We start from the raw sequence: 22214 nt of genomic DNA on the forward strand, positions 1-22214 counted from the left end.
CTCGCGAACCCTCTATCAGCATGGGCCCTCGTCTCCCTAGACTGCGTCGGATACAGCATCGGCCAGTCAGGGAGCCTCCACATGTCCGCCCACTCGCGTTCGCGCATCCGTTCCTCTGCAGCCGGCCTCGGCGCCCCGCGGCGCGGTGCCACCAGCCACAGCCGCTCGTCGCCTCGCTCGGCGCCGTCCGAGAGGACTGACGTCGCCCAAGGGAGGGCCCCCCGTCTGCACGCCGTGGCCTGGGCGGCCGCGTTGGCCCTGGGGATGCCGCTGTCGGTGTGGGCACCCCGCGCCTGGGCCCAACAGACCGCTGCGGGCAGCGAGGTCCAGAAGCTGGAGAAGGTCGAGGTCACCGGCTCCGCGATCAAGCGATTGGCCGATGAAGGCGCCTTGCCGGTGCAGGTCATCACCCGGGGCGACATCATCAAGGCCGGCGTCACCACTGCCGCCGAGCTGATGAGCACCGTGAGCGCCGCCAGCAAGGGCTTGAGCGACGGCGCCAGCATCGGCACCGGTGGCAGCAAGGACCAGATGGGTTTCAACTCGGCCAACCTGCGCGGACTGGGCACCTCCTCGACGCTGGTGCTGCTCAACGGGCGGCGCATGGCCAACTTCGCCTCGCCCGGCGATGACAACGGTGTCGACCTCAACAACATCCCCGCCGCCGCGATCGAGCGGGTCGAGATCCTGCTGGATGGCGCTTCCGCGATCTACGGCACCGATGCCATCGGCGGAGTGGTCAACTTCATCACCCGCAAGGACTATCAAGGCGTCCAGCTCGATGTCTACGGCGGCTTCACCGACGAGGGCGGCGCGAGCAAGCGCACCGCGTCGCTGTCCGCCGGCCACGGCGATCTGGCCCGTGATGGGTTCAATGTCTTCGGCGTGCTGGATGTGCAGTCCACCGGCGCGTTGCGCACCTCGCAGCGCAAATTCATCTCGGATCTGAAGATTCCTGAGCGGCTGCCGCACCTACTCTCCTCGGCCACCTTTCCCGGCAACATCCGGCTGAGCAGCGATCAGTTCGACTACCTGCAAAGCCAGGGCTTCGCGATCAACGGCAAGCCCATCACCTCCAGCCAGATCAACCTGAGCGCGCCCAACTGCCTGCCTCCGCACACCTTGTATCTGCCCGCTGGCATCGGCGGCGAAGACGCCTGTACCTACGACTACATGCGCGACCTGGAGCTGTATCCGAAGACGAAGAAGGCCAGCTTCCTGGGCCGGGGCGTGCTCAAGCTCGCCGACAACCACCAGGCCTTCGTGGAGGCTGCCTACACCCGCTCGCGCAGCTGGTATGTCGGCACCAGCAACCGGGTGGATGCGGACCTGGATGTGTCGCTGATCCCCGCACTGGCCGCCACCGGCCTGGGCGATGCGCTGCCCGATGACCGCTCCATCACCGTGCGCACCCGCATGATCGAAGCTGGCATGCGCGCCAGCGAGCTGACCAGCACCGGCAGCCGGCTGGTCGTCGGCATGAACGGCACGCTGGGCAGCTGGGACTACGACTGGGGTCTGAACCACAGCGTCAACAAGGTGTCGGACCGCGACACGCGCGGCTACCTGCTCTACGACGAAACGCTGCAGGGCTTCGCCGACGGCGTGCTCAATCCGTTCGGCCCGAACACGGCCGAGGGCCTGGCGCTACTGAAGTCGCTCAATGTGAACGAGGAAGTGCGACGCGCCCGCGGCGTGATGGACTCGCTGGATGTGAAGGGCACCCGCAGCCTGATGAAGCTCGGTGGCGGTGACCTCGCCATTGCGCTGGGCGCGGAGCTGCGCCGGGAGAAGTCGACCTCGGCGGCCAGCGACCTGCTGATCTCGGACAACATCGCCGGCGACGACACCCCGGGCGATGCCCAGTTCACCAACAATTCGCGCAACATCTGGGCCGCCTATGGCGAGCTGCTGGCGCCGCTGACCCCGGAATGGGAGCTGCAGTTCGCGCTGCGCCACGACCACTATCAACGCATCGGCGCGACCACCAATCCGAAGATCGGCGTGCGCTACATGCCGATGAAGTCGCTGACCTTCCGGGCATCCGCCGGCACCGGATTCCGGGCGCCGTCGATGAACGATCTCTATCGTCCGACCAAGAGCAGCACCACCTCCACCCTGCCCGATCCGATCTGCATGGCAGAGAACGACAACGACCTGGGCTACTGCGCCGACAACTGGTCGACCCGCACCTATTCCAATCCGAACCTCAAGCCGGAGAAATCCCGCCAGTTCTCGATCGGCCTGCTGGCAGATCCCTCGCCGCTGTGGAGCGTGGGCCTGGATTACTGGAACATCGAGAAGCGCGACCTGATCAGCACCTTGGGCGATGACGTCATCCTGGGCAACCTCGCCAAGTACGAGCCGCTGGTCCACCGCTACAACGAGGATGAGGGCCTGGCCGGCTGTGACTACGATCCGGCCGATTCCGCGATCTGCTACATCGAGCTGCGCAAGGAGAACCGGGGCCGGCAAAAGTCGTCCGGCCTGGACTTGACGCTGCAGGTGAGCTCACCCGCGACCGATTGGGGCCGCTTCGGCATGCGCCTGCTGGGCACCTGGGTGCTGTCGTCCAAGAAGCAGACCGGTGAGGGCGATCCCTACGTCAGCGACCTGGGACGCTTCGTCACCGACGGCGTGGTGCAACGCTGGCGCCACCGGTTGAACCTGGACTGGACCCGGGGCCCATGGAGCGTGAACCTGGCCAACAACTTCTACAGCGGCTATGAGGACCAGAACTCGGCCATCGACACCTCGACCGGCACGGTGGTGGGCAAGAACCACGTGAAGGCCTATTCGCTGTGGGATCTGTCCGGCGGCTGGGAAGCCACCTCTGCGCTGACGCTGCGCGCCGGTGTGAAGAACCTGTTCGACACGGCGCCGCCGTTCTCGAACCAGGCCTACTTCTTCATCTCGGGTTATGACCCCAGCTACACCGATCCGCGCGGACGCTTCTTCTACATGAGCGCGTCCTACCGGTTCAAGTGAGCCTGTTGAGCCTGGGCCGGCCTGGGCCGCGCTTGGCGCGGGCCTGAAGCGGGCGGGCCCGTAGCGAGGGAGCGTCGGCAGGGACCTCCCTCGCGAGGCGCTCAGTCCAGCTTCCAGGCCATCAACTCGCCGCCGCGCAGCGGCTTGAGCTGGGCTGCTTCACCGAACGGCACCGACTCCGGGAGTGTCCATTCGGTCTTGCGCAGCGTAACGTGCTGCGTGTTGCGCGGCAGGCCATAGAAGTCGGCGCCGTGGAAGCTGGCGAAGGCCTCCAGCTTGTCCAGTGCGCCTGCGGCTTCGAAGGCCTCGGCATACAGCTCCAGGGCGGACAGCGCGGTGAAGCAGCCGGCGCCGCAGACCGAGTTCTCCTTCATCACCGACGCATGCGGGGCGCTGTCGGTGCCCAGGAAGAAGCGGGGATTGCCGGACGTCGACGCCTTGATCAGCGCCTGGCGATGTTCTTCGCGCTTGAGCACCGGCAGGCAGTAATAGTGCGGACGCAGGCCACCCATGAAGATGGCGTTGCGGTTGTAGAGCAGATGCTGGGGCGTGACGGTGGCGCCGGTGAAGCGGTCGGCATCGGTCACATACTGCGCGGCTTCCTTGGTGGTGATGTGCTCGAACACCACCTTCAGCTCGGGGAAGTCCTGACGCAGCGGACGCATGATGCGGTCCACGAACACGGCCTCACGGTCGAAGACGTCGACTTCGGGATCGGTCACTTCGCCATGCACCAGCAGCAGCAGGCCGGCCTTTTGCATGGCCTCCAGCGTGGCGTAGGTCTTGCGGATGTCGGTCACGCCGGCATCGCTGTTGGTGGTCGCGCCGGCGGGATAGAGCTTGAGCGCCACCACACCGGCGGCCTTGGCCGCGGCGATGTCGTCTACCGTCGTCCGGTCGGTCAGGTACAGCGTCATCAGCGGCTGAAAATCAACGCCGGCGGGCACCGCCGCCAGGATGCGGTCCCGGTAGGCGATCGCCTGGGCCGCGGTGGTGATCGGCGGCTTCAGGTTGGGCATCGCGATGGCGCGAGCGAATTGACGCGCGGTGTAGGGGACGACGCTCTGCAGCGCGGCGCCATCGCGCAGGTGCACATGCCAGTCGTCGGGACGGATCAGGGTGAGGAGGTCGCTCATGGGACGGAATTGTCGCATCAGGGCCTGAGAACGCGGGCGCGGACTGCCGGCCTTGCAAGCGACCAGAGGCGCAGGATCAACCACTCGGGACTACCGCCCATTCGCTGGCTTGGCCGGGCCGAGAGAGCTCAGCGCAATGGGCGAGGTTTTCGGCGAAGCTTCCGGCGAGGCTTCCGGCGAGGCTGCCGGCGAGGTTTCCGGCGAAGCTGTCAGCGAGGCTGCCGGCAAGTCTGAGAACGCCGCCGGGCCTTGCTCCATCACTGCGGTGGGGTCGCTGGGCCCGCCACCGCGGCTGGACGACGATTGAGTCAGGTACAGGCCTGCGGCGCCCAGCATCAAGGCCAACATCGAGCCGAGCATCCAGTGCGTAGCCGCCATGGCGTGCTTCAAGCCGGCAAGCTCGCCACGCACCTCCCCGCGCAACGCCGAAAATTCACCGCGAACTTCGGCGAAACCGATCTGCATGTCGCTGCGCAGCGCGGTGGACTCCGCATGCATTTCCCTGCGGACAGCGACGAATTCTGCCTGCATCTCCTTGCGAAGCGCCTTCACCTCGCCCCGAACCTCGCCGATCTCACCGCGCACGCCCGCCATGTCCACCTGAACATCGGCCAGCCTGGCGCTGAGACCGCCCACTTCTTGGCCGAGTCGCGCCAAGTCACGTCGCACCTCGGCATCGCTCGCCAGCTGCGCGGCGAGACATTTGGCGAGTGTGGCCACGTCGTGCTGGACCCTGGTCGTGGTGTGACGCAGTTCGACGACGTCGCTGCTCAGCGTCTCGAGGTCCTTGCGGACCTCGCCCACACGGCTGCCTTGCGCTGCCACCTCATGGCCAAGCGCCGACAAGCGTTGTTGCACGTCAGTGAGGCCGCCAGACAACGCCGACGTTTCCTTGCGAAGTTCGGCCAGGTGATGGCGAACATCCGCGACGCTGCCTCGCAGGCCGCGGTATTCGATACGCTGGCGCTTGACGAGGCTGAAGATGTCGCTGCGATGCCGGTGCATTTCGTGGCGGCTCACGAACCGGTAGGCCGGGGCCGCCGTGTCGCCGCTGCAAGCAAGTCGTGGGGATCTCATGGAGCCCGATTCTGAAAACGGCCGCGCCTGGCGTCACTGACTCAATTCAGGATCGTTCGTAACGAGCTGTGAGTCGCCCCCACCGTCTTGCGATGAGGAACGGCCTCGCGCAGATTCGCGCTCAGCGACGACAGCCCAGACCAGAGCCTCCGCGCAGATGGAAGACGGCAGACGCCGCCGTCGCAGGCCCCGAAATGCAAACCGGCCCGTCTCTCTCGAGCGGGCCGGTGTCTGGATCGGGGGTTGGATCGAAGGTTCGATCGGTCGATCGTTCTGTCGATCCTTGGAACGCTGCAACGCCGCACGGCGCCGCAGCGATCGACGCGTCAGTGCTGCAGGATCTTCGCCAGGAAGTCCTTGGCGCGCGGGGAGCGCTCTTCGGGCTTGCCGAAGAAGTCCTCCTTCACGCAGTCCTCGATGACCTTGCCGGCGTCCATGAAGATCACGCGGTGGCTGACCTTCTTGGCAAAACCCATTTCATGGGTGACGCACATCATGGTCATGCCTTCGTTGGCCAGTTGCACCATCACGTCCAGCACCTCGCCGACCATCTCGGGATCCAGCGCCGAGGTGGGCTCATCGAACAGCATGACGATCGGGTCCATCGACAGCGCCCGGGCGATAGCCACCCGCTGCTGCTGGCCGCCGGACAGTTGACCGGGGAACTTGTCCTTGTGGGCCATCAGGCCGACCCGGTCCAGCATCTTCAGGCCACGCGCCTTGGCATCGTCCAGGCTGCGGCCCAGCACCTTGACCTGGGCGATGGTCAGGTTCTCGGTCACCGACAGATGCGGGAACAGTTCGAAATGCTGGAAGACCATGCCCACGCGCGAACGCAGCTTGGGCAGGTTGGTCTTGGGATCGGACAGGCTGATGCCGTCCACCACGATGTCGCCCTTCTGGAAGGGCTCCAGCGCATTCACCGTCTTGATCAGCGTGGACTTGCCCGATCCGGACGGGCCGCACACCACCACGACCTCCCCCTTCTTGATGGTGGTCGAGCAGTCGGTCAGCACCTGGAACGGGCCGTACCATTTGGAGACGTTCTTGATTTCGATCATGGCGAGCGGACCTCAGCGGATGATGGCGATCTTCTTCTGCAGCCGACGGACCAGCATGGACAGGCTGAAGCAGATGACGAAGTAGACGGCGGCGGCGACCAGATAGGTTTCCACCGGACGGTTGAAGTTCTTGCCGGCGACCTCGAAGCCCTTGAGCAGGTCATAGGCGCCAATCGCATAGACCAGCGACGTGTCCTGGAACAGCACGATGGTCTGGGTCAGCAGCACCGGCAGCATGTTGCGGAAGGCTTGCGGCAGGACCACCAACTGCATGGTCTGGCGGTAGGTCATGCCCATCGCATAACCCGCAAACACCTGACCGCGCGACACCGACTGGATGCCGGCGCGCATGATCTCGGAGAAGTAGGTCGCTTCGAACAGGATGAAGGTGATGATGGCCGACTTCTCGGCACCCACGTTCACGCCCAGGTAGGGGATCAGCAGGAAGAACCACAGGATCACCATCACCAGCGGGATGGAGCGCAGCGTGTCCACATAGAACGCCGCCGGCTTCTCCAGCCAGGCACGGCCCGACAGGCGCATCAGCGCCAGCAGCGTGCCCAGCACGATGCCGCCCAGCGTGGCGATGAGGGTCAGTTGCACCGAGAACATCAGTCCCTTGAGGACGAACGACTGCAGCACATCCCAGGTCAGGAAGGAAAAATCCAACTGCGACATCACTTGGCCCCCAGGATGCCGGGCACCCGAACGTACGCCTCAATGAACTTGGCGACGCGGTTGATCAGGAAGGCGGACACGAAATAGAGCAGCGTCACCGGCAGGAAGATCTGCACGAAGCTCGACTGCTCCGACGCCTGCTGCGCATACTGCGCCAGCTCCGGAATGCTCACCGCAAAGGCGACCGCGGAGTTCTTGACGATGTTCATGCTCTCGCTGGTCAGCGGCGGGATGACGATGCGGAAGGCCATCGGCAGCAGCACGAAGCGGTAGGTCTGCGGCATGGTCAGTCCCAGCGCCTGGCCGGCGTAGCGCTGGCCCTTGGGCAGCGTCAGGATGCCGGCCTTGACCTGTTCGGCCACCCGCGCGGAGGTGAACAGCCCGATGGCGACCACCACCAGCACCGAGGCCGGCACGCTCGCAAACATCGGGAACAGCCGCGGCACCACGTGATACCAGAGGAACAGCTGCACGATCAGCGGGATGTTCCGGAAGACCTCGGTGTAGGCCTCACCCAGCATCGCCAGCTTGCGGTTCGGCACCGTTCGAAGGATGCCGATCAGCGAGCCGGCGATCAGCGCCACCAGCAGGCCCAGCATCGAGATCCCCATGGTCCAGCCCCAGGCATGGACCATGGCGTCGAGATATGTCTCGTATCCGGAAGCGCCGAAGCACTTCGGCGCAACCTCATCCGTCACCATGTCGGTGCAGTAAAGCTGCCAATCCCAACTCGGCATGGCCAACTCCCATCCATAAAGCAAAGGGCCGCCAGCCTGCGGCCCCATCGTTCTCGAAACTCAACGCGGCGCCGCTGGGGCGCCGCGTTGAATCAACTCGCCGACGCCCTTACTTCTTGGCGTATTCCTCGACCGGCTTGTCGTTCGGCGTGGCCCAGGCGGCCTTGGTCGCGTCCGACAGCGGCAGGTTGACCTTGGTGTTGGTCGGCGGGATCGGCTGCATGAACCACTTGTCGTACAGCTTGGCGATGTCGCCGGACTTCATCATGCCCTTGATGCTGTCGTCCACCGCCTTCTTGAAAGCCGGGTCGTCCTTGCGGATCATGATGGCGATCGGCTCGACCGACAGGGTCTCACCGACGATCTTGTAGTCCGCCGGCGTGCGCGACTTGGCGATGTTGCCGGCCAGGATCTGGCCGTCCATCACGAAGGCATCAGCACGGCCGGATTCCAGCAGCAGGAAGCTGTCGGCGTGGTCCTTGCCCAGCACTTCCTTGAAGTCGACGCCGTTGGCGCGCTCATGCTTGCGCAGCAGTTGGACCGAGGTGGTGCCGGTGGTGGTGGCCACCGTCTTGCCGTTCAGCTGGCTGATCGAGGTGATGCCCGACGCGCCCTTGACGGCGATCCGCACTTCCTCGACATAGGTCGTGACCGCAAAGGCCACGTCCTTCTGACGGGTCAGATTGTTGGTGGTGGAGCCGCACTCGATGTCCACGGTGCCGTTCTGCACCAGGGGCACGCGGTTCTGCGAAGTGACCGGTTGGTACTTGATGTCCAGCTTGGCCAGGCCGAGCTGCTTCTGGACGTCGGCCAGCACGCGCTGGCAGATCTCGACGTGATAGCCGACGTATTTGCCGTCGCCCAAGGTATAGGACAGCGCGCCCGAAGACTCGCGCACGCCCATGGTGACGCTGCTTGTGTCCTTGATCTTCTTCAGCGTGTCGGCTTGCGCCACACCGACCATAGCCGCGCCAAGGGCCACGACCAGCAATGCCTTTTTCATAAGTGCTCCTGCAAGTTCGGAATCAATTTCTTTCAACGGCGAAGCAGACCATGGGTTGCCAGTTCACCGGGTAGGGAGTATTACGCATCTGCAACAAATGCGGCGACGCGGCATGCATGTTTCATGCCGCCAACCCGTTCGCCTGGGTCAGGAAATTCCATAGGGACTGGGCCACCGGCTTGACGCGCCGGGCGGTGCCCTGGCGCTCGCGGTACATCCGCAGCTCCATGTCGAGTTCATACCGGCCCGGCTCCGCCGCCCGCACCAGGCGGCGCGCCTTGACCTCCTTCTTGACCGAGCTGGCCGGCAGAAAGGCCAGGCCATGGCCCTCGAGTGCCATGGCCTTGAGGCTTTCGGCCATGTCGGTCTCGAACACCGATTCCAGGTTCAGCGGTTGGGCCGAGTCCTTCACGATGAGCTCCACCAGCCGGCCGAGGTAGGCGCCGGAGGCATAGCTGAGGAACGGGATCTTATGGCCCGGATGGCCTGCAATGCGGAACATCGGCGCGCCGTTGGCGTCGGCCTTCGCATAGGCGGACAGCGTTTCGTGTCCCAGGGACACGGATTCATAGCGCTCCGGGTCCAGTTGCAGCGGCTGGCTGGGATGGTGATAGACCACCAGCAGGTCGCAGTTGCCTTCGCTGAGCTGAAGCGTCGCATCATGGACATTGAGGGCATTCAGCCGGCACTTGACCTCGCCGAAGCGCTGGCGCAGCTCCATCAGCCAATGAGGGAAGAAGCTGAACGACAGCGAGTGCGGGACAGCGAATTCGATCATGTCCTGACCGGCCGACTGGTGGCTGCGCAGCATGTTGCGCGTCGCCTGCAGATTGCCGAGCAGGTCGACGGCCTGGCCCAGCAGCGTCTCGCCCGCAGCGGTCAGCCGCGTGGGATAGGACGAGCGATCGACCAGGTCGACCCCGGCCCAGGCCTCAAGCGCCTGGATGCGGCGCGAGAACGCTGGTTGCGTCACATGCCGGAGTTGCGCCGAGCGGGAGAAGCTGCGCGTCTCCGCCAGACTGACAAAGTCTTCAAGCCATTTGGTTTCCACGGCGGGAGTTTAGCCGCGCACCTGCCCTCGCCGCCTGCTCGCGCCGCGCCCCGCAGAACGAGATCCCCGAGCCGGGTGAGACGAGATCGCATCGCACTGACGGGCGCGCCGGCTTGGCATCGACGTTGCCCGGGTGAGCAAGTCGAAATTCTTCAGAGAGCAGGCCGTCCGACGATCAGGGTATCTCCGGAGGTCCGCGGCAGGTGCTGGCAGCGGGATTTCGAGGGCGCCACGTCGCCAGCACGCAAACTTCGTCAAATCAAAAGCCAGCATTCGTGACCTCGCGCCATGCCAACGGACCCCGCATTTGCGAGCGCGCCCCGTGCGCAGTCATGAATGGCGATGCCGGCCCGGTCCGCATTCGGGCCCGCGCCATTCCGCTCAGCGCGGCTCAGCGTCCGTGGATTCCGTTCGACCGCCGTCCTGCTGCAGCGACCACATCTGCGCATACCGTCCGCGCAATGCGAGCAGGTCGGCGTGACGCCCTCGCTCGATGATGCGGCCCTGCTCCATCACCAGGATCTCGTGCGCATCCACGATGGTGGACAGCCGGTGGGCAATCACCAGCACGGTCTTGTTCTGCGCGGCCGCTTCCAGCTCAGCCTGGATGGCCCGCTCATTGCGGGAGTCCAGCGCCGAGGTGGCCTCATCGAAGATCAGGATCGGCGGGTTCTTCAACAGCGTGCGTGCAATCGCCACCCGCTGCTTTTCCCCGCCGGAGAGCTTCAGGCCGCGCTCGCCCACCATCGTCTGGTAGCCCTGCGGCAGGCTCTGGATGAACTCATGCACATGCGCCGACCGCGCTGCAGCCTCGATCTCGGCCATCGACGCCTCGGGCCGGCCGTAGGCGATGTTGTAGGCAATCGTGTCGTTGAACAGCACCGTGTCCTGCGGCACGATGCCGATCGACCGACGCAGGCTCTGCTGGGTGACCTCCGTGAGGGCCTGGCCATCGATGGTGATGCGCCCGTCCCCCACGTCATAGAACCGGTACAGCAGCCGCGCCAGCGTGCTCTTGCCCGAGCCGCTCGGCCCCACCACCGCCACCTTCTTGCCGGCCGGAATCTCCAGGCTCACGCCCTTGAGGATGGGGCGCTGCGGCTCATAGGCAAAGTGAACCTCCTCGTAGCGCACCGCCGCGCCGCGGACCACCAGCGGTTGGGCGTCCGGTGTGTCGGCCACCTCACGTTCGCGGGACAAGAGGCCGAACATCTTGTCCAGATCCGTCAGGCTCTGCTTGATCTCCCGGTAGATCACGCCCAGGAAGTTGAGCGGGATGTAGAGCTGGATCATGAAGGCGTTGATCATCACCAGATCGCCCAGGCTCATGCGGCCGGCCACCACGCCTTCGGTGGCCCGCCACAGCATCGCCACCAGCGCAATCGCGATGATCAGTTGCTGCCCGCTGTTGAGCAGCGCCAAGGTCTTCTGCGACTTGAGCTGCACCCGGCGCAACTGTTCCAGGCTCTGGTCGTAACGCGCGGCCTCGAAGTCTTCATTGTTGAAGTACTTCACCGTCTCATAGTTCAGCAGGGAGTCGATCGCCTTCGAGTGGGCCACCGAGTCCAGCTCGTTGAGCTTGCGCCGGAACTGGGTCCGCCACTCGGTGACCCAGATGGTGAAGCCGATGTAGAAGGTCAGCGCCGCGCCGGTGATCACCGCAAACAGCGCATCGAACTTCACCGACAGCAAGCCCAGCACCAGCACCACTTCGATGAGCGTGGGAAAGATGCTGTAGAGCGAATAGGAGATCAACGAATTCACCGCCCGGGTGCCGCGCTCGATGTCGCGGGTCATGCCGCCGGTCTGGCGCTCCAGGTGGAAGCGCAGGCTCAGGTCATGCAGATGGCGGAAGACCTGCAGCGAGATGCTGCGTGAGGCGCCCTCGGTGGCCTTGGAGAAGATCAGCTCCCGCGCCTCGGTGAACAGCGAGGTGCACAAGCGCAGCAGGCCGTAAGCCACCAGCAGCCCGATCGGCACCACCATCAGGGCTTGCGGCGTGCCGGGCGTGATGTCCAGGCTGTCGACCAATCGCTTCAGCAGCAGCGGCACGCCGACATTGGCCAGCTTCGCGCCCACCATGAAGGCCAGCGCAAAGGCCACCCGCCAGCGATACCGCCAGAAGTAAGGCAGCAAACGGGCGACGGTATGCCAATCGCCCCTCGGGGCGGCAGGAACGGGTGGGTTCGCGGACGAGGCCGCGTGAGCGACAGGCGCCGGGGGGTCGGCAAGGGTGGAACGACGCATGGTCGGGGGTCGTGTTCTCTGGCGCGTGCTGGACGACAATGTCGACCATTGTCACCGTTCCTCCATCATGAGCGCATCCCACACCCCTCCTCCACCCGGCCTGGCATCGGCGGCGACCGAAGCGTTGGGTCCCCGTGAACTCGTCATGCGCGTGATGCCGATGCCGGCCGATGCCAACGGCAACGGCGACATCTTCGGCGGCTGGATCATGGCGCAGGTCGACCTGGCGGGTTCGGTGCTGCCGCTTCGCATCTCGCGCGGCCGCGTGGCGACCGTCGCGGTCAATGAATTCATCTTCAAGCAGCCGGTGTCGATCGGCGACCTGCTGAGCTTCTATGCCGAGGTCAAGCGCATCGGTCGCACATCGATCACGGTTCATGTCGAGGTCTTCGCCGAGCGCAACCCGGCCAATCCCCACGTGGTGAAGGTCACCGAGGCCAATTTGACCTATGTCGCCATCGATCGGGACGGTAAACCTCGCGCATTCGCACAACAGAGCTGAATCGAGGGGTCGGCTACGTAGATCCCGCAGCGAAGGGTTTTTTGACGGGTGGGATACTGGTTTGATCGGGCTCACCGCGGTCGCCACAAGCGACTGGCGTGGCCCTTTTCCTTTGAAGCCGACCTCCCATGCTGTCCACGCCTCCCCTCTCTTCCTCGCCGGTCGTCAAGCCGCCGTTCTACAAGCAGCTGTATGTCCAGGTGCTGGTCGCCATCACCATCGGCATCCTGCTCGGCCATTTCGAGCCGTCCTACGCCACGACGCTGAAACCCCTGGGCGACGCCTTCATCAAGCTGGTGAAGATGATCATCGCTCCGGTGATCTTCCTGACCATCGTCACCGGCATCGCGGGCATGACGCACCTCAAGGCGGTGGGTCGGGTGTTCGGCAAGGCGATGGCGTATTTCCTGTTCTTCTCCACCCTGGCGTTGATCGTCGGCATGGTGGTGGCGAATGTGGTGCAGCCGGGCGCCGGCATGAATGTCAATGTGGCCGAGCTGGACCAGAAAGAGGTCAACAGCTATGTGCAGAAGACGCATGACCTGACGCTGACCGGCTTCCTGATGGACATCATCCCCAAGACGCTGCTGAGCGCCTTCGTGGACGGCAACATCCTGCAGACGCTGTTTGTCGCGGTGCTGTTCGGCATCGCGCTGGCGTTGGTGGGCGAGCGCGGCAAGCCGGTGCAGGCACTGCTGGAGTCGCTGACCGCGCCGGTGTTCCGGCTGGTCCACATCCTGATGAAGGCCGCGCCGATCGGTGCATTCGGTGCCATGGCCTTCACCATCGGCAAGTACGGCCTGGCGGTGCTGGTCAACCTGGCATGGCTGGTGGGCAGCTTCTATGTCACCTCGCTGCTGTTCGTGCTGGTGATCCTGGGTGTGGTGGGCAAGCTCTGCGGCTTCTCGATCATCAAACTGATCCGCTACCTGAAAGCAGAACTGCTGCTGGTGCTGGGCACCTCGTCGTCGGAGTCGGCATTGCCGTCGCTGATGGAGAAGATGGAAAACGCCGGTTGCGAGAAGACGGTGGTGGGCCTGGTCGTGCCGACCGGCTACTCCTTCAACCTGGACGGCACCAACATCTACATGACGCTGGCCGCGCTGTTCATTGCCCAGGCCACCAACACCGACCTCACGCTGGGTCATCAGATCACGCTGCTGCTGGTGGCGATGCTGAGCTCCAAGGGCGCGGCCGGTGTGACCGGTGCGGGCTTCATCACCCTGGCGGCCACGCTGTCGGTGGTGCCGGAAGTGCCGGTGGCCGGCATGGCGCTGATCCTGGGCGTGGACCGGTTCATGTCCGAATGTCGCTCGCTGACCAACTTCATCGGCAATGCGGTGGCGACCATCGTGGTGTCGAAATGGGAGAACGCCCTGGACCAGGGTGCGTTGGACCGCGCGCTGAGCGGCACCTCCGTCGATCCGGACGATCTGCCCATCCGTGCAGCGGGACCGGCAGAGAACGCCTGATCCTCCCAGCCGCCGCCGAGCGGCGGCGACATGAAAAAGCGGGCCCCGATTGGGGCCCGCCTTTTTTTTGGCTCGCACCACAGCGGCGCGACATGCTCAACAGAAAGCAACTGCCCCGCTCAACGGGGCGCCTGCTTGCGAACGCCTCGTCAGAATTTCGAGAAATCCGGCTGCCGCTTCTGGAAGAACGCCTGGAAGGCTTCGATCGCCTCGGGGCTGCGCAGCCGGGCGCCGAAGATCTCGGCTTCGACCTTGATGGCCTCCAGCAGTTCGTCCTGCGAGGCCCGACGCATCAGCTTCTTGCTCTCGCGCACCGCGCTCGGCGCCAGCTTGCCGAAGCGCTCAGCGGTGCGGCGCGCCTGGTTGACCACCTCGCCCGCAGGCAGCACCGCATTGGCAATGCCGCATTCGACCGCCTGCTCCCCGGTGAACGGGTCGCCCAGCAGCAGCTTCTCCGCCGCACGGCGCGGCCCCATCAGGCGAGGCACCAACAGGCTGGAGCCGAATTCGGGCACCAGCCCCAGGCTGACAAAGGGCATGGCCAGGCGAGCGTCATCCGCCACATAGACGAAATCGCAATGCAGCAGCAGCGTGGTGCCGATGCCGATCGCCGCGCCGTTGACCGCCGCAATGATCGGTTTCTCGCAACTGATCATCGCCCGCATGAACTGGAACACCGGGGCTTCCTCGTCCCGCGGCGGGCTGCTCATGAAGTCCTCGATGTCGTTGCCCGAGGTGAAGATGCCGGGCTGGCCCTGGATCAGCACCGCACGCACCGTGTTGTCGCCGTTGGCGGCCACCAGGGCATCGGCCATTTCCTGGTACATGACGCGGGTCAACGCGTTCTTCTTCTCCGGACGTGCGATCTCGATGGTCTGCACGCCGTTGACGATGGCGGTCTTGATGCTCATGGAGCAATCTCCTCGGTGGAATCTGTGAATCGAATGCGCGAGATCATGCCAGCCCGCGCCGACTTGCGGCAGACGCCCGGACGGCCCCGCCGCCGCAACGTCCAGAACGCAAAAAGGCGCGGCCGAAGCCGCGCCTCCTGGTGCTCGATCACACCAGCTCGATGATGCCCGCAGCGCCCTGGCCCGCACCCACGCACATCGTCACCATGCCGTACTTGCCGCCGGTGCGGCGCAGGCCGTGGATGACCGAGGCCGCACGGATCGCGCCGGTCGCACCCAGCGGGTGACCCAGGGCGATCGCGCCGCCGTTGGGGTTCACCTTGGCGCGGTCCAGCACAATGCCCTTGCTGTCCAGGTCATTCAGGACCGCCAGCGACTGGGCCGCAAAGGCCTCGTTCAGCTCGATCCAGCCCAGGTCCTCGGCCTTGATGCCGGCCAGCTTCAGGGCCGCGGGAATCGCCTCGATCGGGCCGATGCCCATGATCTCCGGCGGCACGCCGCGCACCGCGAACGACACGAAACGCGCCAGCGGCTTGAGCCCGAAACGCTTGACGGCCGCCTCCGACGCCACGATCAGCGCACCCGCGCCGTCCGAGGTCTGCGAGCTGTTGCCGGCGGTGACGCTGCCCTTGGCCGCGAACACCGGCTTGAGCTTGGCCAGGCCTTCCATCGAGGTGTCCTTGCGCGGACCTTCGTCGATGTCGACGGTGCGGCTCTTCACGATCACGCCATCGCCGTTCAGATCGGGCTGACGGTCCTTGATCTCGAACGGAGTGATCTCGTCCTTGAAGAAGCCGCCTTCGATGGCCGCCAGGGCGCGACGATGCGATTCCAGGGCGAATTCGTCCTGCGCTTCGCGGCTCACCTTCCACTTCTCAGCGACCTTCTCGGCGGTCAGGCCCATGCCGTAGGCCAGGCCGATGTTCTCGTCGCGCTCGAAGATCGCGGGCGGGAAGGACGGCTTGTTGCCCCCCATCGGCACCATCGACATCGATTCCACGCCGCCGGCGATCATGACTTCCGATTCACCGATGCGGATGCGGTCCGCCGCCATCGCCAGGGCGGTGATGCCCGAGGCGCAATAGCGGTTCACCGTCACGCCGCCCACCGAGTTCGGCAGGCCCGACAGCACCGCCGCCACGCGGGCGATGTTCATGCCCTGCTCACCTTCGGGGAACGAGCAGCCGATGATGGCGTCCTCGATCACCGACGGATCCAGGCCCGGCACCTGGGCCATGACGGCCTGGATGACGCGGGTCAGCATCTCGTCCGGGCGAGTGTTCTTGAAATAGCCCCGGCCCGACTTGCCGATCGGCAGACGGGTGGCGGCGCAGATGTAGGCGTCTTGAACTTGCTTGCTCATGATGGATTCCTTGTGGGCTGCGCTGCTTAGTTGCGGACCGGCTTGCCGGTTTGGAGCATGCCCATGATGCGTTCCTGCGTCTTCGGATGCTCGAGCAGGCTGCAGAAGTGCTTGCGCTCCAGCGACATCAGATATTCCTCGGTCACCAGCGCGCCGGCTTCGACTTCGCCGCCGCACACCACATCGGCAATCAGCGACGCCAGATGGAAGTCATGCGCGCTGATGAAGCCGCCGTCGCGCATGTTGGCCAGTTGCGCCTTCACCGTGGCAATGCCGGAACGGCCTGCCACCGGGAACTTCGCCTTCAGCGGCGCGCGATAGCCGGAGTCCGCCATCGCCTTGGCCTGGGCCGTGGCCACGAACAGCAGCTCGTCCTTGTTGGGCACGATCACATCGCTGTCCAACAGGTAGCCCAGCTTCTGCGCTTCCAGCGCGGAGGTCGCCACCTTGGCCATCGCGGCGTTGGTGAAGCCATCCTTCAGGAAGGCGAAGATGTCGGCATTGGCATTGCCGGCCGAGGCCATTTCAGCGGCACGGCGGGCGATGTAGGTCAGGCCGCCGCCGCCCGGGATCAGGCCCACGCCCACTTCCACCAGGCCGACATACGACTCCATGTGCGCCACGCGGCGAGCGCAATGCACCGCCAGCTCGCAGCCGCCACCCAGCGCCAGTCCGCGCATCGCGGCGACCACCGGCACATTGGCATAGCGGATGCGCAGCATCATGTCCTGCAGCTTCTTCTCTTCCGGCGCGATGCCCTTGGCACCCTTCGTCATGAAGACCGGCATCAGCGCTTCGAGGTTGGCCCCGGCGGAGAACACGTCGTCCGGCGACCAGATCACCAGGCCCTTGTACTTGGACTCGGCAATCTCGACCGCCTTGAGCAGGCCCTCGGTCACCGTCGGGCTGATCAGGTGCAGCTTGGCATTGATCGAGGCGATCAGCACCTCGCCGTCCAGCGACCAGACGCGCACTTCCTCGTTCTTGAACTCCTCGGTGCCCGCCTTCAGCGGCTCGACCGCGCCCTCGCCCACCAGCGACTCGGGGAAGGCCTGACGCTCATACACCGGCAGCTTGGCGCGCGGCTTGAACTTGCCTTCGGACGCGCTCCAGGAGCCGTCCTGGCTGTGCACGCCACCGTTCTCGGCCACCGGGCCTTCGAACACCCAAGCGGGCAGCGGCGCGCTCGACAGGGTCTTGCCCGCGTCGATGTCGGCCTTCACCCATTCCGCGACCTGCTTCCAGCCGGCGGCTTGCCACAGCTCGAACGGACCCTGCTGCGAGCCGAAGCCCCAACGCATGGCGAAGTCGATTTCCCGGGCGGTGTCGGCCACGGTGTCCAGATGCACGGCGACATACTGGAACGAGTCACGCAGGATGGACCACAGGAACTGCGCCTGCGGATTGGTCGATTCGCGCAGCAGCTTGATGCGATCGGCAGCCGGCTTCTTCAGCATGCGCGCGACGATCTCATCGGCCTTCTTGCCGCCAGCCACGTACTCGCCGGTGGCGAAGTCCAGGCGCTGGATGTCCTTGCCGACCTTCTTGTAGAAACCGGCGCCGGCCTTCTGGCCCAGCGCCCCCTTCTCGATCAGGCCCGCCAGCACCTTGGGCGTGGCGTAGGTCGAGTAGAACGGATCGTCCTTCAGGTTGTCCTGCATCGTCTTGACGACGTGCGCCATCGTGTCCAGGCCCACCACATCCGCAGTGCGGAAGGTGCCCGACGAGGCGCGACCCAGCTTCTTGCCGGTCAGGTCGTCCACCACGTCCACACTCAGACCGAACTTCTCGGCTTCGATCATCGTGGCCATCATGCCGGCGATGCCAACGCGGTTGGCCACGAAATTCGGCGTGTCGTTGGCGCGCACGACGCCCTTGCCGACGGCCGAGGTCACGAAGCTCTCGAGCTGGTCGATGACTTCCGGACGGGTGGTCGGCGTGTTGATCAGCTCGACGAGGTACATGTACCGCGGCGGGTTGAAGAAATGGATGCCGCAGAAACGCGGCTTGATCGATTCCGGCAGGACCTCGCTCAGCTTGGTGATCGACAGGCCCGAGGTGTTGGACGCCACGATCGCATGCGGCGCCACGAACGGCGCGATCTTCGTGTAGAGGTCCAGCTTCCAGTCCATCCGCTCGGCGATGGCCTCGATGATCAGGTCGCAGTCCTTGAGCAGCTCGAGGTGTTCCTCGTAGTTGGCCTGCTGGATCAGCGCCGCGTTCTCGGGCACGCCCAGCGGCGCGGGCTTGAGCTTCTTCAGGCCCTCGACCGCCTTGGTCACGATGCCGTTCTTCGGGCCTTCCTTGGCCGGCAGGTCGAACAGCACGACCGGCACCTTGACGTTGACCAGATGGGCGGCGATCTGCGCGCCCATCACGCCGGCGCCGAGCACGGCCACCTTGCGAACTTGGAATCGACTCATGATTTCTCCAATGAACATCACGGGGATGGTTGAAATTCTGTGTTTACTCGACGCGAATCCAGGTCTGTGTACGGCCCAACAATGGCATGCCGATGAAACCGCGCACTTCCAGCTTCTTGCCGCCATCCACCGGACGCAGGCGCACCCGGTAGACCTTGCCGTTGGCCGGGTCGAGGATGTCGCCACCGTCCCACAGGTCGGCGTCCGCCGGGTTCTTCTTGACGTTGCGGATGATGGTCAGCCCGAGGATGGGCTGGCTCTTGCGCTCGTCGGCGCATTCATCACAGATGGCCGTCTGCTTGGACGGATCGGCGATCTTCTCGATCTTGCCGGCGAGCACCCCATTGCTCTCGCTGATGCGAACGGTCGACCGCTCCTGCTTGGTCTCGTCGTCGATGGTCTTCCAGACGCCCACGGGGGAGGCCTGCTGGGCCATGGCCAGTCCGTAAGAGAGGCTCAGTCCGAGCGCGGCAGCGGTGGCAATCAGCGATTTCATGGTGTCTCCTTGCATCTTCTGTGAGTGTGGCGCCGTCCACCCGCCATCGGGGGCTTGGGCATGACGGCACCCGAGCGGTCCAGCCCACCGCACCCGGCGGCACACGCGGTGCCTGCCGGAGGCGGCGCATCGATCAGAACAGTGCTTCGTCCATCTCCATCAGCGGCGACAGGCCGGCGCGGCAGCTGCGGATCAGGCCGGCGGTCTCAGGCAGCAGCTTGGCGAAGTAGAAACGCGCCGTGGCCAGCTTGGCGGTATAGAACGTGTCGCCGCTGTCCTTCTTGTCCAGGGCCAGCTTGGCCATGCGGGCCCACATGTAGGCGAAGGTCAGGTGGCCGACCACACGCAGGTAGTCCACCGCCGCGGCGCCCACTTCGTCCGGATTCTGGAAGGCCTTCATGCCGATCTCGGTGGTCAGCTTGGTGACCTTGTCGCCGATGTCGGCCAGCGGGTTGATGAACTCCTGCATCGCTTCGCTGGTGCCCTCTTCCTCGACGAACTCGGCGATCTTCTTGCCGAACTTCTTCAGCGTCGCGCCGTTATTGCCCAGGATCTTGCGGCCCAGCAGGTCCAGCGACTGCACCGTGTTCGTGCCTTCGTAGATCATGTTGATGCGGGCGTCGCGCACATACTGCTCCATGCCCCATTCATGGATGTAGCCGTGGCCGCCGAACACCTGCATGCAGTGGGAGGTGGCAATCCAGCCGTTGTCGGTGATGAAGGCCTTGATGATCGGGGTCAGCAGGGCGACTTCTTCCTCGCAGGCCTTGGCCTCGTCGGCGTCATCGCTCGACAGCGCCTTGTCCAGCTGCAGCGCCACATAGGCCGACAGCGCGCGGCCGCCTTCGGCATAGGCACGGGCCGTCAGCAGCATCTTGCGCACATCGGGGTGCACGATGATCGGATCGGCCGGCTTGTCCGGCGCCTTCGGGCCGGACAGGGCGCGCATCTGGATGCGGTCCTTCGCATAGGCCACCGCATTCTGGTAGGCCACTTCGGTCAGGCCGAGCGACTGGTTGCCCACGCCCAGGCGGGCGGCATTCATCATCACGAACATGGCCTGCAGGCCCTTGTTCGGCTGGCCCACCATCGTGCCGACGGCGCCGTCCAGCACCATCTGCGCGGTGGCATTGCCGTGGATGCCCATCTTGTGCTCCAGGCCGCCGCAGTAGATCGGGTTGCGTTCGCCGATCGAGCCGTCCGCATTGACCTTGAACTTCGGCACGATGAACAGCGAGATGCCCTTGGAGCCTTGCGGCGCGTCCGGCAGTCGGGCCAGCACCAGATGGATGATGTTCTCCGCCAGGTCGTGTTCGCCGGCGGAGATGAAGATCTTCTGGCCGGTGATCTTGTAGGTGCCGTCGGCTTGGGGCTCGGCCTTGGAGCGCAGCAGGCCCAGGTCGGTGCCGCAATGCGGTTCGGTCAGGCACATGGTGCCGGTCCACACGCCCGAGGTCAGCTTGGGCAGGTAGGTCGACTTCTGCTCCGGCGTGCCGTGCGCATGCAGCGCCTCATAGGCGCCGTGGCTCAGGCCGGGATACATGGTCCAGGCCTGGTTGGCCGAGTTCATCATCTCGTAGAGGAACTGGTTGAGCAGCACCGGCAGGCCCTGACCGCCGTACTCGGGGTCGCAGGACAGCGCGGGCCATCCGCCTTCCACATACTGCGCGTAGGCTTCCTTGAAGCCCTTGGGCGCCTTCACTTCATGGGTGGTCTTGTCCAGCACGCAACCTTCGGCATCGCCCGACAGGTTGATCGGCGCCAGGATCTCGGCGGCGAACTTGCCGCCTTCTTCCAGCACGGCATTGATCGTGTCCTCATCCACCTCGGCATGCGCAGGCAGCACCTTCAGCTCGTCGACGGCGTGCAGCAGCTCGTGCAGGACAAACTGCATGTCGCGCAGGGGCGGGTTGTACTGAGGCATGAGGGACTCCTGATCTAAGGGTTGTGTGGGTGACGAAACGATCCGGTGAACCGGGAAGAAGACGAAGCTCGCGGCTCAGCCGCGCTTTCTGTTGGGGACCACAGGGCTGCGATCGGGCTCGCTGCTACTGGTACTGGTACTGGTACTGGTACTGCTGCCGCTGCGGCTACCGCTGCTGTTGCCAGCACTGCTGCCCGATGCGCCCCGACCGTTGCCGGCCGGCGTCTGGCGCTGCCGCTGCTCGGCATCGGTCTGTCGGCCGGCCGGCGTGGCGAAGCTGTCGAGAATGCGTTCCAGCCCGACGCCGGCGCGCCCCAGCGCGCCGGGGCTGCGCAGGAAGCGCGCATCGTGGTGCAGGGACAGGATCAGCCCATGCATCTCGAAAAGTATCTGATCGGGGTCGGCCTGCGGCACCAGATGGCCGGAATCCTGGGCCAGCAAGATGGCCTTGCGGATGGCGGCATGCCAGTCGCGCACCATGCCCACCAGCGCGTCGCGCACCGGGCCGGGTCGGTCATCAAATTCCACCGCGCCACTGATGTAGATGCAGCCGGAATCCACTTCCACCGAGGTGCGTTGGACCCAGCGCTCGAACAAGGCTCGCAGCCGCGGCAGGCCGCGGGGCTCGCGCAAGGCGGAGAAGAACACCTCTTCCTCGAACTTGGCGTGGTACTCGCGCACCACCGCGATCTGCAGTTCCTCGCGGGAGCCGAAATGGGCGAACACGCCGGACTTGCTCATCTTGGTCACATCGGCGAGCGCGCCGATGGACAACCCCTCCAGCCCCATGTGCGAAGCCAGGCCCAGCGCCGCGTCCAGGATGGTGGCGCGGGTCTGCTGGCCCTTTTGCAGGGAACGGGTGTTGCGACGCGGCGCAACAACGCCTGCGGCAGGCTTGGAGGTCAAGGAGGGTGAGGACAAGGTGCCCGGATAATAAAACGAACGATCGTTCTATTTTGCAGACTTCCGGGCCACCTGCGCAATCCTTGCACCGAGTTTTTTAGTGGTGATGACCTAAAAAGTCCAGCCCATGGGCGTCACTTTCCCCCATCCCGGTGGCCGGGCCGCTGACATAGACTCAGGGTAAATAGGGAGCCGGAAGCATGCACAAGCCAGCGAATGGCGATTCGGCAAGTTCTGTTGGG

General features: G+C 65.0%; 17 protein-coding genes. 3 read left to right on the plus strand and 14 right to left on the minus strand.

What is annotated here, in order from left to right; all coding sequences use genetic code 11:
* Positions 1–81: 81 nt before the first annotated feature.
* On the plus strand, positions 82–2988 hold the full coding sequence (locus tag N4261_RS20310) for a TonB-dependent receptor (RefSeq protein ID WP_261757075.1): 2907 nt from the start codon (positions 82–84) through the stop codon (positions 2986–2988).
* Between the two features lie 101 nt (positions 2989–3089).
* Here the strand turns inward: N4261_RS20310 and pyrC are convergent, their stop codons facing one another.
* From pyrC to N4261_RS20350, 8 genes are all read right to left on the minus strand, one after another.
* Positions 3090–4124 carry a dihydroorotase gene (gene pyrC / locus N4261_RS20315; RefSeq protein ID WP_261757076.1) on the minus strand — a complete coding sequence of 345 codons (1035 nt, stop codon included), beginning with the start codon at positions 4122–4124 and terminating at the stop codon, positions 3090–3092.
* A gap of 90 nt (positions 4125–4214) precedes the next feature.
* Positions 4215–5144, minus strand: a complete 930-nt coding sequence (locus N4261_RS20320) for a hypothetical protein (RefSeq protein WP_261757077.1) — start codon at positions 5142–5144, stop codon at positions 4215–4217.
* Between the two features lie 383 nt (positions 5145–5527).
* Complete coding sequence (locus N4261_RS20325) at positions 5528–6262, minus strand: amino acid ABC transporter ATP-binding protein (RefSeq protein WP_261757078.1); 735 nt, start codon at positions 6260–6262, stop codon at positions 5528–5530.
* A 12-nt stretch (positions 6263–6274) separates the two neighbouring features.
* Entirely contained in the window at positions 6275–6940 is a 666-nt protein-coding gene (locus N4261_RS20330; protein WP_261757079.1) for an amino acid ABC transporter permease, read from the minus strand.
* Positions 6940–7677, minus strand: a complete 738-nt coding sequence (locus N4261_RS20335; RefSeq protein WP_261757080.1) for an amino acid ABC transporter permease — start codon at positions 7675–7677, stop codon at positions 6940–6942. The genes N4261_RS20330 and N4261_RS20335 overlap by 1 nt, the downstream gene beginning before the upstream one ends.
* A 109-nt stretch (positions 7678–7786) precedes the next feature.
* Positions 7787–8680 (minus strand): transporter substrate-binding domain-containing protein, encoded by an 894-nt coding sequence (locus N4261_RS20340; RefSeq protein WP_261757081.1) that lies wholly within the window; start codon positions 8678–8680, stop codon positions 7787–7789.
* A 121-nt stretch (positions 8681–8801) separates the two neighbouring features.
* The gene (locus tag N4261_RS20345; protein ID WP_261757082.1) at positions 8802–9731 is read right to left on the minus strand and encodes a LysR substrate-binding domain-containing protein; all 930 of its coding nucleotides are present in this window, start codon (positions 9729–9731) and stop codon (positions 8802–8804) included.
* 381 nt (positions 9732–10112) lie between these two features.
* Positions 10113–11978, minus strand: coding sequence for an ABCB family ABC transporter ATP-binding protein/permease (locus tag N4261_RS20350; protein WP_261757083.1), 1866 nt, complete (start codon positions 11976–11978; stop codon positions 10113–10115).
* Between the two features lie 145 nt (positions 11979–12123).
* On the opposite strand from N4261_RS20350, the gene N4261_RS20355 reads away from it, so the two are divergent.
* Positions 12124–12480 (plus strand): acyl-CoA thioesterase, encoded by a 357-nt coding sequence (locus N4261_RS20355; protein ID WP_261760787.1) that lies wholly within the window; start codon positions 12124–12126, stop codon positions 12478–12480.
* Positions 12481–12608: 128 nt separating this feature from the next.
* Positions 12609–13952, plus strand: coding sequence for a dicarboxylate/amino acid:cation symporter (locus N4261_RS20360; protein ID WP_261757084.1), 1344 nt, complete (start codon positions 12609–12611; stop codon positions 13950–13952).
* Positions 13953–14101: 149 nt separating this feature from the next.
* Here N4261_RS20360 and N4261_RS20365 read toward each other — a convergent pair whose 3' ends face one another.
* The 6 genes from N4261_RS20365 to N4261_RS20390 all read right to left on the minus strand — a co-directional run bounded on the left by N4261_RS20365 (position 14102) and on the right by N4261_RS20390 (position 21975).
* A complete protein-coding gene (locus N4261_RS20365) occupies positions 14102–14863 on the minus strand; it encodes an enoyl-CoA hydratase (protein ID WP_261757085.1) in 762 nt (253 codons plus the stop codon).
* A 148-nt stretch (positions 14864–15011) separates the two neighbouring features.
* The gene (locus N4261_RS20370; RefSeq protein ID WP_261757086.1) at positions 15012–16226 is read right to left on the minus strand and encodes an acetyl-CoA C-acyltransferase; all 1215 of its coding nucleotides are present in this window, start codon (positions 16224–16226) and stop codon (positions 15012–15014) included.
* Positions 16227–16252: 26 nt separating this feature from the next.
* The gene (locus N4261_RS20375) at positions 16253–18649 is read right to left on the minus strand and encodes a 3-hydroxyacyl-CoA dehydrogenase/enoyl-CoA hydratase family protein (RefSeq protein ID WP_261757087.1); all 2397 of its coding nucleotides are present in this window, start codon (positions 18647–18649) and stop codon (positions 16253–16255) included.
* 43 nt (positions 18650–18692) lie between these two features.
* On the minus strand, positions 18693–19145 hold the full coding sequence (locus N4261_RS20380; RefSeq protein WP_261757088.1) for a DUF2147 domain-containing protein: 453 nt from the start codon (positions 19143–19145) through the stop codon (positions 18693–18695).
* A 133-nt stretch (positions 19146–19278) separates the two neighbouring features.
* Entirely contained in the window at positions 19279–21069 is a 1791-nt protein-coding gene (locus N4261_RS20385) for an acyl-CoA dehydrogenase C-terminal domain-containing protein (protein ID WP_261757089.1), read from the minus strand.
* Positions 21070–21144: 75 nt separating this feature from the next.
* Positions 21145–21975 (minus strand): TetR/AcrR family transcriptional regulator, encoded by an 831-nt coding sequence (locus N4261_RS20390; protein ID WP_261757090.1) that lies wholly within the window; start codon positions 21973–21975, stop codon positions 21145–21147.
* Positions 21976–22214: the final 239 nt, after the last annotated feature.

The organism is Roseateles amylovorans, assembly GCF_025398155.2.
Taxonomy (GTDB): Bacteria; Pseudomonadota; Gammaproteobacteria; order Burkholderiales; family Burkholderiaceae_C; genus Roseateles; species Roseateles amylovorans.